Raw genomic sequence first — 17,298 nt, forward strand, 5'->3', positions numbered from 1 at the left:
ATATAATTTCGCTACAGCAGGGAACTATGACGAAGAACAGACATCCGGACCGAGCAGCAGTCCTTACCGAAATCCACGCCAAGGCATCTGATGCTTCTTCCCTATCAGTCCTCCAAGAGCAAATCGTCAAGATACTGGCGAACAGCCTTCCGCACTACTCCTGGACGGGTTTTTACATGCTCGACCCCGAGGACCCTGAAACTTTAGTCGTAGGTCCCTACGTCGGTAATCCGACGCCCCACGTCCGCATTCCGGTATCCCAGGGCATCTGCGGTGCCGCTGTTGCGACGGGCGAGACGGTCATCGTCGACGATGTAGGCTTCGATCCGCGTTACCTCTCCTGTTCGATCGAGACCAAATCCGAAATTGTGGTCCCAATCCATGCGGGTGGAAAAATTATCGGAGAAATCGACATCGACAGCCACAATCTTGCAGCTTTCGCTGTTGCTGACCGTGACCTGCTGGAAGCAGTAGCCCGCATCGTCGGAGATTATGTCGAAAATCACCCAAGCGAGATCAACCAAAACTAAAACTTCGCCAAATCCGTATCCTTTCCAGACGCTGGGAGTCTGATGTTTGAAGCCGCCGGGTCTCAGGTGGCTGCAGTTGCCGAAGGAGTTGGTGAGCATCATGCTTCTGCTTTTCCTCGCATATTTAGGCGGCGTCCTCACCATCCTGAGCCCGTGCATTCTCCCGGTTCTCCCCTTTGTCTTCGCGCGCTCCGATCAACCCTTTCGCAAAAGTGGTCTGCCGCTTCTCATCGGAATGGTCGTCACCTTCGCACTCATAGCCAGCCTCGCGACAGTAGGTGGAGGCTGGGCAGTCCGAGCGAATCAACTAGGCCGGATCGCGGCCTTGATTCTCTTTGGAATCTTCGGTTTGACGCTCCTCTTCTCCTCGCTCGCAGAGCGGCTCTCCCGTCCCATCGTGCAATTCGGCAATCGGCTTTCAAGCAACTCCGACTCTGGATCTCCCGTCCTGAACTCATTCGTCCTGGGAATCGGTACTGGACTCCTTTGGGCGCCCTGTGCTGGGCCGATTCTGGGCCTCATCCTCACGGGCGCTGCGCTGGGCGGAGCGAGCACGCACACAGCGCTGCTCCTTCTGGCATACGCCGCCGGGGCAGCCACTTCGCTCGCTGTGGCTCTATTTGCCGGAGGCCGCGTCTTCGCCGCTATGAAGCGTTCGCTTGGCGCTGAAGAATGGATTCGCCGTATCCTAGGAGTGGCCGTTCTGGCCGCTGTCGTCGCAGTAGCCTTTGGCCTGGATCGCGGAGTCCTTACCCGTCTATCGCTGACGAGTACAGGCGGCCTCGAACAGCGCCTGGTCGACCGTTTCCATCCTGCCAACGGCCCAAAGAGAGTCACGGCAAATCAGACGATCGATATCTCAGATAACGCATCGGACTCAGTTCCTACCATGCTACCCAGCTTGTCTGGAGCGACCGCCTGGATCAACTCCCCTCCTCTGACCTCCCAGTCTCTTCGCGGGAAAGTCGTACTCGTCGACTTCTGGACCTACTCCTGCATTAACTGCATTCGGACGCTCCCATACATCAAGGCCTGGAATCAAAAGTACAAAGACAGTGGCCTGGTCATCATTGGCGTCCACACTCCGGAATTCCCGTTCGAGAAGGACGAGTCAAACGTCCGCAAAGCGGTTCACGACCTCGGCGTAACCTACCCGGTCGCGATGGATAACGATTACAACATCTGGCGAAGTTTCAACAACGAGTATTGGCCGGCGCATTACTTCATCGACGCGACGGGAAAGATCCGCTTTCACCACTTCGGTGAAGGAAGTTACGACGAGTCGGAAAAATGGATTCGAGAGCTCCTGGAAGAGGCCAACCACAAACCTCTCCCCAACTCTGCCGCGAGCGTTGCGGCAAGTGGCGCGGAAACTGCGCCCGACATGGACGAGATCAAGTCGCCCGAAACCTATGTCGGTTATGAACGAGCAGAGAACTTCGCATCACCCGGCGGCCTAAATCATGATGCTCCGCAACTCTATCGCCTTCCCTCCTCGCTCACATTGAATCAATGGGCCTTCGCTGGTAAGTGGAACGACGGCAGCCAGATTGCAGAATCGCTTACAACCGGTGCCAGCATCTCCTATCGCTTCCACGCGAGAGACCTTCATCTGGTTCTCGGACCGGCCAAAGCCGGCACTCCTATCCGTTTCCGCGTCACCATCGACGGCAAAGCACCCGGTTCAGACCACGGCGTCGATACCGATGCGGAGGGCTACGGCTTCATCACAGAAAACAGGCTTTATCAACTGATTAGACAGCAAACCCATATCTCAGATCGAACCTTTCGCATCGAGTTTCTCGCACCGGGAGCCCAGGCCTATGCCTTTACGTTCGGTTAAACGTTGGGAGCTAAAGAACGTCAAATCTATGGAAAGAGGTTCACTTATGAGTGACTTCGCAAAGCAATCGAAAGAATCACCATCGGCGGACACCAAGCTTCAGACCCGTCGCATGTTTCTTGCAACCTCGGCGGCTACAATTGGCGCCCTCGCGATCTGGTCTCTCCGAAAGCCACTCATCGCCGCAGAGGCGAGCGGGAAGAGCTCTTCCCTTCCCGCGACAGTCACGATCGTTGATTTTGGGGCAAATGGAAAGTCGACGGGCAAAGTCACCGTGCCGACAGTCTCCAAGCCGGACGCCGAGTGGAAACATGAGCTATCCCCAATCTCCTACGAGGTAGCCCGTCACGAAGGCACCGAACGAGCCTACACCGGCAACTCATGGGATCTCCACGACCGCGGTCTATTCCGCTGCATCTGCTGCGACACGGCACTCTTCAGTTCCGAGACGAAGTTCGACTCCGGCACCGGCTGGCCTAGCTTCTGGCAAGTGCTCGCCAAGGAAAACGTCGTAGAGAAAACCGACAGCACCTTAGGAATGGATCGGACAGAAGTCTCCTGCCGGCGATGCGCCGCTCACCTGGGACACGTCTTCGACGACGGCCCCCGCCCCACCGGACTTCGCTACTGCATGAACTCGGCCTCAATGCGTTTCGCAAAGCTCGCTTAAGCATTCGTCAATCGATAGAGAAGCCGCTTGCACTCTTAAGTTGAGAATCGTATCCAACATCGGAAGTACTAGAAGTTCCAGGACACGGTCCCGCGGATGACGCGGGGCTCTCCCGGCTTCACGTAGAGACTGTCATAGGAACCGCTGTAGTAGCGCTCGTCAGAGATGTTGTTCGCATTGATCTGCCATTGCGCTGGTCCATGATGGTAGGTGAGAGACGCATCGACGATGCCATAGCCAGGCAGTTGGAACGTATTAGCCAGATCGCCAGCCTGATCCGTATAGTGCCGTCCTCCAATACCAAGAGCGAGACCCCGCACAACACCACGCGGAACCTCGTAGGTCGTCCACACATTGAAGATGTTCTTCGGTGCGTTGAGCGTAGGTGTACCGGCAGCAAGATTCGTATCGCGTGTGACCTCAGCGTTGATATAGGAGTACGCCGTGGTCACGTTCCAGCCAGCAAGCGGGTGCAGCACCGCCTCAAGCTCGACGCCTCTGCTGCGCTGCTCGCCCGTCACGCGGTAGAAGTTCGGGTGATCTGGATCGGTGGTCGCGACATTCTTTCGATTGAGGTGGAAGAAAGCAAGCGTGGTCGTCACACGTCCTCCCCACAGCGACGACTTCGCTCCACCCTCCCACTGCTGCCCGCGCTCCGGCGCAATGTAGATGCCGGTCGTAGAACCGTCAAAGACCTGACCCGATTGCGGCATGAACGACTTACTAAAGCTCCCATAGACGGTAGTGGACGAAATGGCAAGCCAGGTAACACCGAGACGCGGAGTAAGGCCGGTTCCATTCTGATTAGGCGAGCCCTTGATCTCGTTCTTCGCAAGGTCCAGACGGCCTCCGGCTGTCACAGTGACATGCCGCGGCAGTCGGATGTGGTCCTGCAGGTAGATACCCGTGTACTGTGTCACAGTGTTGCTGCTGGTGTACAGAGAAAGCGGGCGCACCGGATTTGCGCCATAGACGGGAGCATAAAGATCCAGCGGCTCATACTGCGAGAGATCCGAGAAATCAATGGAGTAGCCGAGCGCCGAAGAAGGGTTGCGATAGAAATCCACGCCAAGCAAAGCGTTGTGCTCCATCCCTAGAAAGCTGCCATGACCCTCCATGCTGGTATCCACCTCGTGCGTCTGCCATGGGCCATGCCAACTGAGAGGATAGCGGTACAGTGTGCGCTGGTCGGCATCAAGAAATCCCGGATAGTAAATCCTGTTCCAGTCCTGCTGGTACCACGCGAAGCGGCTGTTCTGACGTAGCGTAACGTTCTCGCTGAGCTTGTGGCGAAGCTGATACCCGAACTGCTGGTTTGCCTGGGCAAGCTGATTGGCATGGGCCTCAAGCTCCCCGTTGTACGTGTGAATCGAGAGCGGGCCATTGATGTTTGGGAGTGCGGTTCCCATGGCCGGCAGCGGCATTCCCTGACGGCCATTGTCCCGTTGGATGCGCCCGATCAGCGTCAGCGACGTCGACGATCTAGGCCGCCAGGTAAGCGACGGAGCGAAGTAGTAGCGATGACGATAGGCATAGTCCACAAATGAATTTGACGAGTGATAGAGCGCGGAGAGGCGTCCGTAGACAGTGCGCGAGGAGTTGAGAGAACCGCCGACATCGATCGCAGGATCGACAAAGCCGAAGGAACCCGCCGTCAGTTGCACATGGGCAAAGTTATTTGGCACAGACTTGCGCGTAACGATGTTGATCAGCCCTCCAAGAACACTCTGGCCGTAGAGCGCTGAAGAGGGCCCCTTCAACACCTCCACCGACTCCAAACCCCAGGTCTCTTCCATCACGCCATTCCCACCGCGCAGACCGTCGATATACGTGTTGAACGAGGCATCGAAGCCGCGGATGCGATAGTAGTCCCAGCCGTCGTAATACCCGCCTGCCATGACCCCGGCGACGTTCTTGAGCGCATCGTCAAGCTTCACGACGTTCTGCGAATCCATCAACTGGCGGTTGACGACGCTGATAGCCTGCGGCACCTCGTTCAACGGCAACTCGGTCTTCGTGCCCCCGCTGCTCTCCGTCGTAGCATACTCATTTCCGGCCAAAACCGTGACCGTACTCCCGACATGGCCAACCCGCAGCACCGGGTTCAGCTCTGTTCCAGACGCCGTATTCTCGACCGTTACATCTTGGCTGAGGTTCCCGAAGTGCGGTGCCTCGACAAGCACACGGTACTCGCCGGCTGGAACCGAAAACGAGTAGGTCCCATCGGAGTCGGTCGTCACCGTCGTTTGAAAATCTCCACATGCCAGCGTGAGTTGCGCACGAGCGATGCGTGCGCCGGTAAGATCCGCCACAGAGCCGGAGAGCCTGCGGAGCGGAGCATCGGCCTGGCTGGTGCAGGCGACTGGCGCATCTTCCGTGGTTCCTGCCTCAGAGGAGGAGATGGTCTCCTCCTCCGCCGACGCGCGGCCATCCGCCACGAAGGGAAGGAGAAACATAAGCAAGCTGACACGAAGAATGCCAGCAAATAGCGTGGGACGGAACCAATGTGATTGCATCGAAAGCCTTCCATATCGTTCAAAATTCGCAGCGACAGCTATCTCCTGCTCTAGGATTCCGTCATCTGCGATATATAAGACTTGTATGGTCGTATATATATCGGACCAATCTAGTCCGAGTCAAATTGAAGAAGCATCCATGCCGTATCGGCGCAAGAAATACCGCGCGAATTGCTCAAAACCCGTGTCAACTTTACGGTCTGGCTTGCAGGACAGCGAGAGACTTGAACTAGGACCAATCTTGTCGTATTTTGAAAGTAGTTCATAGAAACCTTTAAAGGTCCCTGCGGTTGTCTTTTGGCGAAGCTCCGCAATGGCCCCGAGATCGACAACCAGGGCCGGCCATCCTCTCCGACCGGAGGAACGCCGGCCACAGCACCACGAAAGGTGGCTAGGCCTTGCCTATTTCGCGTATTGCACTATTTTCTTCCCTTGTTCTTACCTCTCCTCTCCTACTCGCGCAGAACGCTCAACTCGCGGGCGTCGTCTCAGACCCCAGCAAAGCGGTCATCCCCCATGCGTCGATCAAGATCCTCAACGAACAGACGCAAGAAACGATCGTGACGCAGTCCAACGACTCCGGGTTCTACGCAGCTTCGGCTCTCAAGCCTGGTCTCTATCGCATCACCGTTACCGCCTCTGGCTTTCAAAGCCAGATCGTCGATCATGCGACCATCGCAGTGGCTGGCAAAATCAACCTCGACGTCATGCTCCATGCAGGTGGAACCAGCGAAGTAGTCACAGTCGATGCAAGCGGCCTTGAGATCAACACGACGGATGCAACCGTAAGTACCGTCATCGACCGTCAGTTCGTCAACAACATTCCGCTGAATGGTCGTAGCTTCCAATCCCTTCTGACAGCGGTTCCAGGTGTGTCTGTTGTGCCATCTTCGGGCCCGGGGAACAGCGGCGAGTTCACCGTAAACGGCCAGCGTACCGAAGGAAACTACTTCACCGTCGACGGAGTGGCGGCAAACACCGGCGCCTCGCCCAGCGGTATCGGATTCGGTGGAGGCTTCTCAGGAACCACACCCAATCAGACCGTGCTCGGAACGACACAGAGTCTCCTCTCTGTAGACGCATTGCAGGAGTTTCGCGCAACCACATCCTCCTTCTCAGCAGAGTGCGGGCGCACTCCCGGCGGTCAGTTCTCTATCGTCTCGCGCTCCGGTACGTCTCAGTTGCATGGAACGGCCTATGACTATCTACGCAACGACGCGCTCGACGCAAATAACACCTTCAATAAGCGCAACGGCCTTCCGCGTATTGCCGAGCGGCAGAACGACTTTGGCGGCACCGTCGGCGGACCTGTCTGGATTCCTCATCTCTACAACGGTCGCGAGAAGACCTTCTTCTTCTTCTCCTACGAAGGCCTTCGCCTGCGCACGCCGGTAGCAGCAGCGCTCACCGGCGTACCCAATCTGACCATTCGTCAGGACCCTGCAATCTCTGCACAGCTTCGCAAGATCTTCAACTCTTACCCAGTGCCAAACGGTCCCGATCGCGGCAACGGCCTCGCTACATTCACCGCTGGTTATTCGAGCCCGAGCAAGCTGGACGCCAGCAGCCTCCGTCTCGACCACAGCTTCAGCGAGCGCTTCAAGATCTTCGGTCGCGCAGCCTACACGCCCTCGTCCATCACGACACGCGATTCCGGCGACCTCGCAACCGTTACCGCATCAAAGGGCAAGACCAGGCTCATTACGCTGGGCGCGACCAACATCTTCTCGGCGCTCGCGACAAATGATCTGCGCTTCAACCTCACTGCAAACGACGCAGACACAGCACAGTCCTCTGATAACTTTGGCGGCGCAACGCCATTTGCTCTCACAGACCTACCCGGCTTCGTAGACCCCACCCGCAGCACCTTCATCTTCAACTTCTTCTACGACATTCGGGCTCGCATGTACATCGCTCCTGCCGCAACGCGGCAACGGCAGATCAACGTGGTGGATACCTTCTCAACCGCACTTGGCCGTCACTCTCTTCGCTTCGGTGTGGACTACCGCCGTCTCATCACCTCGGAGTCGCGCCCTCAGCTCTATGAATTTGCCTACGTAACCGCGTTGAGCCAGATCTACTCGAACTCCATGTCCGGCATCGTCGCCCAGAAGTACTCTGCTGCCATGCGCCCTGTCTATCAGAACTACTCTGCCTTCGCACAAGATGAGTGGAAGGTCACACCCCGCCTCAACCTCTCCATGGGTCTGCGTTGGGATGTAAACCCCGCACCGCACGACGACGCAGGCAACGATCCCTACGGCGTCACGACTGCCAATCCCGCCACGGCGCAAGTAGCAGCCAAAGGAACGAAGCTCTGGCAAACCCGCTACGGCAATGTAGCGCCTCGCCTTGGCCTCGCTTATCAGGTGCACCAGGGACCAGGACACGAAACCGTCCTTCGTCTCGGCGGCGGCCTCTTCTTCGACGTAGGAACGACCAATGCTTCGAACGGTTACAGTGGGCTGGGCGCCTCTGCAACCATTACTCCCTCGGGCATCGCATTCCCCCTCACGCAGGCACAGATCGATGCGATTCCCGCTCCGAACACCTCTGCTCCCTACGGCGCAAGCGTCTACGCACCAAATCCCCGCCTCAATTCTCCCTACAGCTTGCAGTGGAATGCAGCAGTAGAACAGGCGCTGGGTCAGAACCAGACACTCACACTCAGCTACGTCGCCTCCCTCGGAAGACAACTCTGCCTCGCAAAGCAATACCTTCCCTTCTACCTCGGTAATACGAACTTCACGCCAAACGCCTATCTTCTCCTCACCAACAACGGAGCAGCGTCGAACTACAACGCCTTTCAAGTTCAATTCAATCGCCGTCTCTCCCACGGCTTGCAGGCTCTGGCTTCGTACACATGGTCGCACTCCATCGACGATGCAACCAACAACGCCTCGGTCTTCACCCAACTCCGCTCAGCCTCCGACTATGACATCCGCAACAACTTCCAACTGGCGATGACCTACGACGTCCCTGGAAGCTACGGCAATCCCTTCGCCGCGGCCGCGCTCAAACACTGGTCCTTCGTCACACGCGTTACGGCGCGTTCTGCCCTGCCAATTGATCTCATTGGCTTTCAGCAAATCGGGGCAGGCAGCGCACTGCAAGTTACGTATCATCCCAACGTCGTCCCAGGCGCACCGATCTATCTGCACGACCCAACCGTCCCAAGTGGCCGTCGTATCAACCCCGGGGCCTTCACGACCGCAACCTCCGGCGGCGTCCCCGTCGAAGGAAACTCGGGAAGAAACTCTGTTCGCGGCTATGACGCGGTAGAGGCAAATGTCGCCGTACAACGTGACTTCCCCATCCACGAGCGCTTCGGCCTTCTCTTCCGCATGGAGGCCTTCAACGTTCTCAATCATCCGATCTACGGAGCGGTGTACAACAACCTATCCCAAACGGGCCTCTTCGGAACAACGTCGGGCACACTCAACAGCCAGCTTGGCGGTTTGAATTCGCTCTATCAAACGGGAGGTCCTCGCTCCATGCAGGCCGCCCTCAAACTGCACTTCTAAGGAGACGCTCGCATGATCTCAGCACGAAGAGTTCGTACATGGTACCGGCTCCATAAGTGGACGAGTTTACTCTGTACGCTCTTCCTGCTGGTCTCTTGCTTGACGGGATTGCCCCTGATCTTTCACGACGAAATCGATCATTGGGTCAGCCCCACCCACTTCTCCGGCCCGCCGGTTGAAGTTCCTCCCATCTCCTTCGAGCGCGCCGTCACCGTAGCAAAGCAACAAAACCCAACCTTGCGCACCCTCTTCGTAACGATGGAAGAGGACGAGCCGCAAATTAACGTAGGCATGTCGGCAGGATTAACTCCGCAGGATAAATCGCGCAAGCTGCTCGCCTTCGATGCCTACACAGCCGCGAACGTCACATCGAGCCAACCCGGCGAGAGCCTGATGGACAAGCTCCTTCTCTTGCACCGTGCTCTCTTCGCAGGAGTCCCGGGCGAGCTCTTTATGGGAGCAATGGCGCTTCTCTTCGTGATCGCACTTATCTCAGGTGCACTCGTCTACGGCCCATTTATGCGTCGGCTCGACTTCGGCACATTACGACGCAAGCAATCGCGCCGCCTTCACTGGTTTGACCTTCACAATCTTCTGGGCATCGTCACGCTCTGCTGGGCCCTCATCGTAGGAGCAACTGGAGTCATGAACGCTCTCTCCACGCCACTCTTCGCCATGTGGAGAGCGACCGCAGTTCCTCAACTCCTCGCATCCTATGCAAACAAGCCCCCAGCGCAAAAGATAATCACACCCGACCAGGCCGCAGACGCCGCCCGCCGCGCACTGCCACAGATGAAAGTAACCGGCATCATCTTCCCCAATCCAATCATGAGCACAGCCCACCACTTCCTCGTCTACACCAAGGGCCGCACGCCTGTAACCTCACGTCTCTTCACTCCAGTCCTGGTCGACGCGGAGACCGGCCAGGTCGCAATGGCGAAGCCCTTTCCCTGGTACATCCGCACATTGGAAGTCTCTCGCCCACTACACTTCGGCGACTACGGCGGGCTCCCTCTGAAGGTCATCTGGTCACTCTTCGATGTTGCAACGATCATCGTCCTGCTCAGTGGCATCTATCTCTGGCTCTCGCGAAGACGCACGCCCGTAGAAGACGAGCTGGATAAATTGGTTCATAGAGAAGAATCGTCCACCGGGCCAGCCAGCCTGAGAGCACACGCATGACCCAACGTCGTTTCCCTTTCCTCAAGGTCTACTGCGCCGCTATCATCCTCGCCGCTATAACCCTTTACGGCCTGCTCTCCGCTCTACTCGGCAACGGCCTCTGGGATGCAGCCTCATGGTGCGCACTCGCTATTCCGCTCTGCGTCATCATCGCCTACGTCGTGAAAAGTTATCAGAAGACTTAGGAAAAGATAGCTCTCTTGGCTTCTTGCAAATCATCACTATTGCAAAATGATTCTCATTAGAAGATGCTATTCCCATGATCACTTCTCCAATCGCTAGTCTTTCTCCTGCCGCAGTTCTCTCTGGCTTTCTCGGTGCCGTCTACACGATGGCGCTGAATCATGCACTCCAAAATCGCCAGAATTCCTCCTTTAGGGGAGTATCCGCCGAAACACTGTCGCCACTAGACCTCGGCGTATTTGAATCCACACCACAATGTGTTGCTTTTTGTTCGCGTCGTGCTATTCTCAGCAAAACATCTTGGGTGCCCGCAAGGGCATAAAAGGGAAGCCGGTGTAAGTCCGGCATGGTCCCGCCACTGTAATCAGGGAGAAGACTTTCAATCGTCCACTCGGGCAACCGGGGAAGGAAGAGAGTCTGAGCAACGTATCGCTCACCTGTAAGTCAGGAGACCTACCCAGGATTATCTATTCGATTCTTTTTCCGCGTGGACACGGGAAGCGATCGCTCATCCTGTTGTGAGCTTTTGTGCCTCTTTCTACGCTGCGAGGTGCATTATGCTACGCCAGAAACTCACAGCGATTTCATTCAGCTCGAAGCAATCACCATCGTTGTTCGAGCTCCTCCTCATAATCGGGTTGCGCCGCACAGGTCTAATCGCATCGCTCTGCGTCGTCCTCTCTTTTCCCTGCTACCTAAGTGCCCAAGCTCAACAGCCTTCAACCCGCGCGTTCGGTACAGTGCGCGACAGCCAGGGTATGGGCATCAGTGCATCCGTTCGCCTGAAAGGTCAGCACGGCCCCGAGCGGCAAGTCACCACAAGCGATGACGGCCACTTTGCGATCGAATCGCTGGACATCGGCAAGTACGATCTTTTCATCGACGCGAAGGGCTTCGCATCGGTAAAGCGTTCCATCGACATAGCCCTTGCATCCGAGCAGCTAGATATCCGCATGTCTCCTCAAGGAATGTCGACTGAAATATCCGTGTTCACCAGCGAGAGCAAAGCGACAGCATCCCGTATGGATGTGCCAGACAACGAAATCCCCGCACAGGTCAGCACCATCTCCTCACAAACACTGCGCGAACAGGGCATAAACGACTTGGTCGGCGCACTGCGAAACGCCTCGGGAGTTACGGCTCAGAAGATCTACGGCGTCTACGAGTACTACACCATCCGCGGCTTCAGCTCCTTTGATTCGCAGTTGAACGTCGTCCTGTCAGACGGCATGAGGCTGGAAGGAAACCGTCTGAACACACAACTCAACAGCGTAGATCGTGTAGAGGTCTTGAAAGGACCATCTTCGATCCTTTATGGCTCCGGAGCCCTGGGTGGCAGCATCAACATCATTCATAAGAAGCCACAGGCGACCCCCACGATGGATCTTATGTATCGCGGCGGCAGCTTCGGAACTCATCAAGTCGCAGGCGGCGCCGCTGGGCAATTCTTCAATCAAGACAAGCTCCTCTACCGCGTCGACTCCAGCTTCGAAAATAGCGATGGATGGCGTGGTGCAGGAGCCCGAAGAATCAATGCATCGCCAAATCTAACCTTGTTACTGGGCAACTGTGGACAGGTCGCCGTCTCGGAGCAATACAATCACGACCACTTCAAAACCGATGCCGGGATCCCGGCAGCTATTCTCTCGATCCCCGGATACAACCTCAGCACGAGATTCGACACTCCACAAGACTTTGAACTAGGCACAGATGGACTAACCGAGGTACGCCTCAACGTAAACCTGTCAGAGCGCTGGGAGGCTCGTAATAATTTCGCCTATCGCAACTTCGACGATCAGTACTACACCGCCGAGACGCTCACCTATCTACCGGCGACAAACGAAGTAGCGCGCACCTTCCTTTACTTCAAGCACCACCGCCGTCCCAAGCAGAACCTCGCGGACGTATTAGGTCACTTCCGTCTCGCAGGGACAGAACATGCTCTGGTTACGGGCTACGAGTACGAAGACTACTACAACTACACCGATCGAAGCGCAGCCAGCAGCGTGGCCGCCCCTAACATCAACATCTTCTCACTCCAGGAGAACTACACTCCAGTCAGCGCCTTCCCTATAAGTCGCCGCGACTACTTCGCAATCAAGACAAACGCCCTCTTCTGGCAAGATCAAATCGCCTTGGGCAATCGTTGGAGAATCAACGCAGGTGGCAGACTCGACGGCTATCGGAGAAGCTCCCACAACGACCCCTGGAACAACGGACGCGCCACCAGCAGGACGCCCGACTCAAAGATCGCCCAGAACGCCTACACCTATCGTGCAGGGATACTCTATTCGTTGACCAAAGCTCAAGATGGCTACTTTACTGCAGCGAGCGCCTTCAATCCGGTGACCTCGATATCCGCCGACGGCAAACAACTGATTCCAGAGACGGGCCAAAGCTATGAGGTCGGCTACCGCTGGCACAGCACCGACGGTCGGATCAATCTCAGCACCGCCCTGTACAAGATCACGCGTCAAAACGTAGCCATAGGCCTGACCGGAGGACTCTTCGATCAGGCCGGACAGGTATCCTCGCGTGGGGTTGATTTCGACGCAACAGTCAACCCGGGCCATGCCGTCCGAATAAATGCCAACTATGGTTACTCTCTTCCGCGTTTCGATAACTATCTGACGTCGAACGGAGCGGTCAACCTCACCGGCAAGCGGCCCGACTTCACACAACGCCATGCGGTAAATCTCTGGATAACTAAGACCTGGCGGTACTCAGTCAGTAGCAGCCTGGGCATGCGATATCTGAGTGCCAGCTTCATCGACAATGCGAACACCTTTAGACTCGGTGGTTTCACCACGTTTCAAGGAGCACTCTCCTATCGGCACAAAGCCTACGACGTAAGTCTTAACGCAGAAAATCTCCTCAATCGGCATCGTTACTTTCCGGCCGGTCTTTACCAGAATCAGGTCTATCCCGGCGCTCCAATCAGCGTCTACGCAACTGTCCGGTTTAGGAGATAGACATGCGACCAGTTCTACTCGTAAAGAAGTGGGTACTGCTCACACATCGTTGGACCGGTATCATCTTCAGTCTCCTCTTCCTTGCATGGTTTATATCGGGCATCGTCCTGATGTACATAGAATTCCCCGTGCTGAAACCTGGAGAGCGGCTCAAGCACATGCCGGTGCTCGACGGCTCCGCCATCCATGTCTCGCCTGCATCCGCAGCAGATTTAGCGAAGATACATAACCCCGAGGAGATCCGCCTATCTTCCCTGCTGGGCAGACCTGCCTATCACTTCCGCAGCGGTCAGAAAATGACAGTCATCTTTGCCGATCGCGCGGAAGTCTTCCATGGACTCAATGAAACTGAGGCAAAACAAATAGCTGCCAACTGGCTGAATCAAAGCATCGCCTTAATCCATCTGGAGGAAAAGCAGGTACGTGAAGATCAGTGGACGGTGCCGCAAAAATATCGTCCGCTGCGCCCCCTTTGGAAATTCGAGGGAGCCGATGGACAAGTAGTCTACGTCTCCGACGTGACCGGAGAGGTAGTGCAACATACGGACCGTGTATCGCGTTGGGGATCCTACTTTGGAGCGATTCCCCATTGGGTCTACTTCACGAAACTCCGAAAAGACGCCGCGGAATGGAGGCTGGTTGTCATCTGGCTCTCAGGCGCCGGCACACTCATGACGCTGCTCGGCTTGGCTGGGGGAATCTGGCTCTACTCCCCCTCGAAACGCTATCGCTTCCAGACCGGCCCATCGAGTGTTCCATTCGCAGGCCAGAAGAGATGGCATTTAATCCTTGGCTTCCTCTTCGGCGTTACCACATTCACCTGGGTTCTCTCTGGCATGTTCTCGATGACTCCCATTCGTTGGACCCCAGAGACAGTCGAAACACAAGTAAACCGCTCACTCAACGCACATGCCGATGAGGCAAGCCTGCAGGAGTTTAGCCAACACCCTCCACAGTGGGCCCTCGCGTCCCTCGGCTCAACACTACCGACACGCGAACTGGAGTTAACCAAGATCGCAGGAAAATATAGCTACTATGCTGAAGGATCTTCCAATCAAACAGCACTCCTTGACCTGGATAGTTCACAGGCGCGAAGCGTCGACCCCGAGTCGATCATCGCTGTCGTCAACCGGGCCATTGCACCTCTCGCAGTGATAGAAAGTCATATTGTAATAAGCTACGATACGTATTACGTGGATCGTCACAACCTGAAACCTTTACCTGCACTCTATATTCGTCTCAACGACCCAAACCAATGCTTCTTTTACATCGATCTGCGTAATGGAAGAGTAGCCCAGAGCTATGGCCGGGCGGCTCTCTGGAATCGCTGGCTTTACCACGGACTCCATTCATTCGATCTACCCTGGCTGTACCGCACACGTCCCGTGTGGGACATCCTCGTAATATCTCTCATGCTCGGAGGAATTGCTCTCTCCGTAACCGGCTGCATCATAGCCGTCCGTCGTTTAAACCGGAGAGTAATCAAGCCTCTTCAAAACGGCAGCTTGAGAAAAACGTTCATCCGATCGCGACCAACAGAGTAATGAAGTAGAAGCAAGCGACACCACGAGCGTACGCAAAAGCAACTTGGCTCGCCATTCGATTCCTATCCGCATTGCGGAATAAAGTGAAATCTTAAGTGTCATCTCAAGGGTCCGGAAATTGCGACCTGCGATTGACTACAGTTAGCCTTGCAAAAAACACCGCCACCACTCTTGATTAGAGTGCGCTTAAGTCATACTGTAGCGGTTGAGGTTGGGTCGCAAACCGTCGTGTCAACCGTCCACCAGCATCACCCATCTGGAATCGAAGACTAGAAAGGATTCACCATGCTATGGAAGGCTGATCCGACGTTTTATCCCTCTCCGAAGCTGGCCGCGCAGGCGCCGCAAGAAAAGCTGGCCTATGTAGCGGCCTTCAATCCAAAGGGCGACGGCAGACCGGACGCTCTTCTCGTAGTCGATGTGGATCCGTCGTCAAGCACCTATGGTCAGATCGTTGGAAGAACGAACATGCCCAACGCAGGCGATGAGCTGCATCACTTTGGCTGGAACGCCTGCAGCTCGGCGCTCTGTCCATATGCCGCACACCCGCACCTTGAGCGGCGCTATCTGATCGTGCCTGGGTTGCGCTCCTCGCGTATTCATATCTTGGATACGAAAGAGGATCCGCGCCAGCCGAAGATCGTAAAAGTGATTGAGCCCGAAGAGTTGGCGCGACGCACCGGCTACAGCCGTCCGCATACCATCCACTGCGGTCCCGACGGAATCTACATGAGCGCTTTGGGTGCCCCCGATGGCGAAGGCCCCGGTGGAATCTTCGCGCTAGACCACTACACCTTTGAACCTCTCGGCCAGTGGGAGGTAGAACGCGGCAAACAATATCTGGGCTACGACTTCGCCTGGCACCTCGGCTACGACATCGCCGTAACCAGCGAGTGGGGCACACCCAGGATGGTAGAAAGCGGAGTAATCCCCGAGGAGCTGCTCGCAGGCAAGTACGGACACAGCCTGCACTTCTTCGACCTGCGCAAGCGGCGCTGCATCCAGACGATCGATTTCGGCGCAGAGTACCAGATGGTTCTGGAGCTCCGTCCGGCGCATGATCCCACCAAGGCATACGGATTCGCGGGCGTCGTCGTCTCGCTGAAGGATCTATCCAGCTCTATCTGGCTTTGGTTCAAGAACGGCGACGAATGGGAGGCAAAGAAAGTCATCGAAATACCAGCCGAACCCGCCGACGCGGCGTTGTTGCCTCCTATCTTAAAAGGATTCGGTGCGGTCCCTCCTCTGCTGACTGACCTGAACCTCTCCGTAGACGACCAAAGGCTCTATGCCTCCTGCTGGGGGACGGGCGAGACGCTGCAATATGACGTCTCCGATCCGCATAACCCAAAGCTGCTCGGCTCCATTCATCTCGGCGGAATTGTGCGGAAGACGCCGCACCCAGCTCGTCCTGGAGAAGCGCTGAACGGCGGTCCACAGATGGTGGAACTAAGCCGGGACGGCAAGCGCGTCTACTTCACCAATTCACTCTATGCAGCCTGGGATCAGCAGTTCTATCCCGACGGCATCGACGGCTGGATGGTCAAGGTGGATGTGAGTCCTGAAGGCATGACGCTGGATCCAAAGTTCTTCCTCGAATTCGGAGATCTGCGTGGCCATCAAGTGCGTCTCGAAGGCGGCGATGCATCCTCCGATTCATACTGCTATCCATGAGCGGCTCTTGGCCTTGGGGAGTACTGATCTTCCTCGGGGCGTATCACGGACTGAATCCTGGGATGGGATGGCTGTTTGCACTCTCATTGGGTCTGCAACAGCGAAGCCGCACAGCCATCCTGCGAGCTTTGATCCCCATTGCAATCGGCCATGCCGTCGCAGTCTCACTCACGCTTGCGGCGGTCGGCCTGGTGGGTGCGAAGCTCCCACATCAAGCGTTAAAGTTTTTAGTCGCGGGAATCTTGTTCGCGCTCGGCTTATACCGCATATCTCGCTCCCGTCATCCGCGCGGAGCCGGAATGCGCGTTGGCTTTCGCGATCTTGCAGTCTGGTCTTTTTTGATGGCGTCAGCTCACGGCGCGGGATTGATGCTGGCTCCAGTGTTGCTGGCACATCCGATGCAAGGGATGCATCACGCCATGGACAGTGCCACGGGCAGCAACCTCGCGGAGATCGCAATCTCAGTCTTAGCTCTCGCCGTATTGGTCCACACTCTCAGTCTGATCCTCGTTGCAGGCGCAACGGCAACTCTCTTCTATCAATTTTATGAGCGATGGGGACTCGGCTTGCTGCGGCACACATGGTTCAACTTTGATCTGCTTTGGGCTCTTGCATTAATGATAGCGGGGCTGGCGGCGCTAATCATTTAGACAGCAGTTT

11 protein-coding genes and 1 riboswitch are annotated in these 17,298 nt (G+C 56.3%); of the genes, 10 read left to right on the plus strand and 1 reads right to left on the minus strand.

Annotated features, from left to right (window positions below):
- Positions 1-26: 26 nt before the first annotated feature.
- The 3 genes from HB393_RS08255 (at position 27) to msrB (ending at position 3,043) form a co-directional block, all read left to right on the plus strand.
- Positions 27-530 (plus strand): GAF domain-containing protein, encoded by a 504-nt coding sequence (locus HB393_RS08255; RefSeq protein WP_213804686.1) that lies wholly within the window; start codon positions 27-29, stop codon positions 528-530.
- Between the two features lie 100 nt (positions 531-630).
- A complete protein-coding gene (locus HB393_RS08260; protein WP_213804687.1) occupies positions 631-2,373 on the plus strand; it encodes a cytochrome c biogenesis protein DipZ in 1,743 nt (580 codons plus the stop codon).
- A 46-nt stretch (positions 2,374-2,419) separates the two neighbouring features.
- Entirely contained in the window at positions 2,420-3,043 is a 624-nt protein-coding gene (gene msrB / locus HB393_RS08265; RefSeq protein WP_213804688.1) for a peptide-methionine (R)-S-oxide reductase MsrB, read from the plus strand.
- Between the two features lie 68 nt (positions 3,044-3,111).
- On the opposite strand, the gene HB393_RS08270 is transcribed toward msrB, so the two are convergent.
- Positions 3,112-5,559: a TonB-dependent siderophore receptor gene (locus tag HB393_RS08270; protein ID WP_213804689.1), complete on the minus strand. Its 2,448-nt coding sequence runs from the start codon at positions 5,557-5,559 to the stop codon at positions 3,112-3,114.
- Positions 5,560-5,957: 398 nt separating this feature from the next.
- On the opposite strand from HB393_RS08270, the gene HB393_RS08275 reads away from it, so the two are divergent.
- From HB393_RS08275 to HB393_RS08305, 7 genes are all read left to right on the plus strand, one after another.
- Entirely contained in the window at positions 5,958-9,083 is a 3,126-nt protein-coding gene (locus tag HB393_RS08275) for a TonB-dependent receptor (RefSeq protein WP_213804690.1), read from the plus strand.
- A 12-nt stretch (positions 9,084-9,095) separates the two neighbouring features.
- The gene (locus HB393_RS08280) at positions 9,096-10,265 is read left to right on the plus strand and encodes a PepSY-associated TM helix domain-containing protein (protein WP_213804691.1); all 1,170 of its coding nucleotides are present in this window, start codon (positions 9,096-9,098) and stop codon (positions 10,263-10,265) included.
- The gene (locus HB393_RS08285; protein ID WP_213804692.1) at positions 10,262-10,450 is read left to right on the plus strand and encodes a hypothetical protein; all 189 of its coding nucleotides are present in this window, start codon (positions 10,262-10,264) and stop codon (positions 10,448-10,450) included. Before HB393_RS08280 ends, HB393_RS08285 begins: the two co-directional genes overlap by 4 nt.
- Before the next feature lie 283 nt (positions 10,451-10,733).
- Positions 10,734-10,924, plus strand: a riboswitch (cobalamin riboswitch).
- 81 nt (positions 10,925-11,005) lie between these two features.
- Positions 11,006-13,420: a TonB-dependent receptor gene (locus tag HB393_RS08290; RefSeq protein WP_213804693.1), complete on the plus strand. Its 2,415-nt coding sequence runs from the start codon at positions 11,006-11,008 to the stop codon at positions 13,418-13,420.
- A 2-nt stretch (positions 13,421-13,422) separates the two neighbouring features.
- Complete coding sequence (locus HB393_RS08295) at positions 13,423-14,964, plus strand: PepSY domain-containing protein (protein WP_213804694.1); 1,542 nt, start codon at positions 13,423-13,425, stop codon at positions 14,962-14,964.
- A 285-nt stretch (positions 14,965-15,249) separates the two neighbouring features.
- Entirely contained in the window at positions 15,250-16,638 is a 1,389-nt protein-coding gene (locus tag HB393_RS08300) for a selenium-binding family protein (RefSeq protein ID WP_213804695.1), read from the plus strand.
- Positions 16,635-17,288 carry a hypothetical protein gene (locus HB393_RS08305; protein ID WP_213804696.1) on the plus strand — a complete coding sequence of 218 codons (654 nt, stop codon included), beginning with the start codon at positions 16,635-16,637 and terminating at the stop codon, positions 17,286-17,288. The genes HB393_RS08300 and HB393_RS08305 overlap by 4 nt, the downstream gene beginning before the upstream one ends.
- Positions 17,289-17,298 lie beyond the last annotated feature (10 nt).

The organism is Granulicella sp. dw_53, assembly GCF_018449545.1.
GTDB lineage: Bacteria > Acidobacteriota > Terriglobia > Terriglobales > Acidobacteriaceae > Edaphobacter.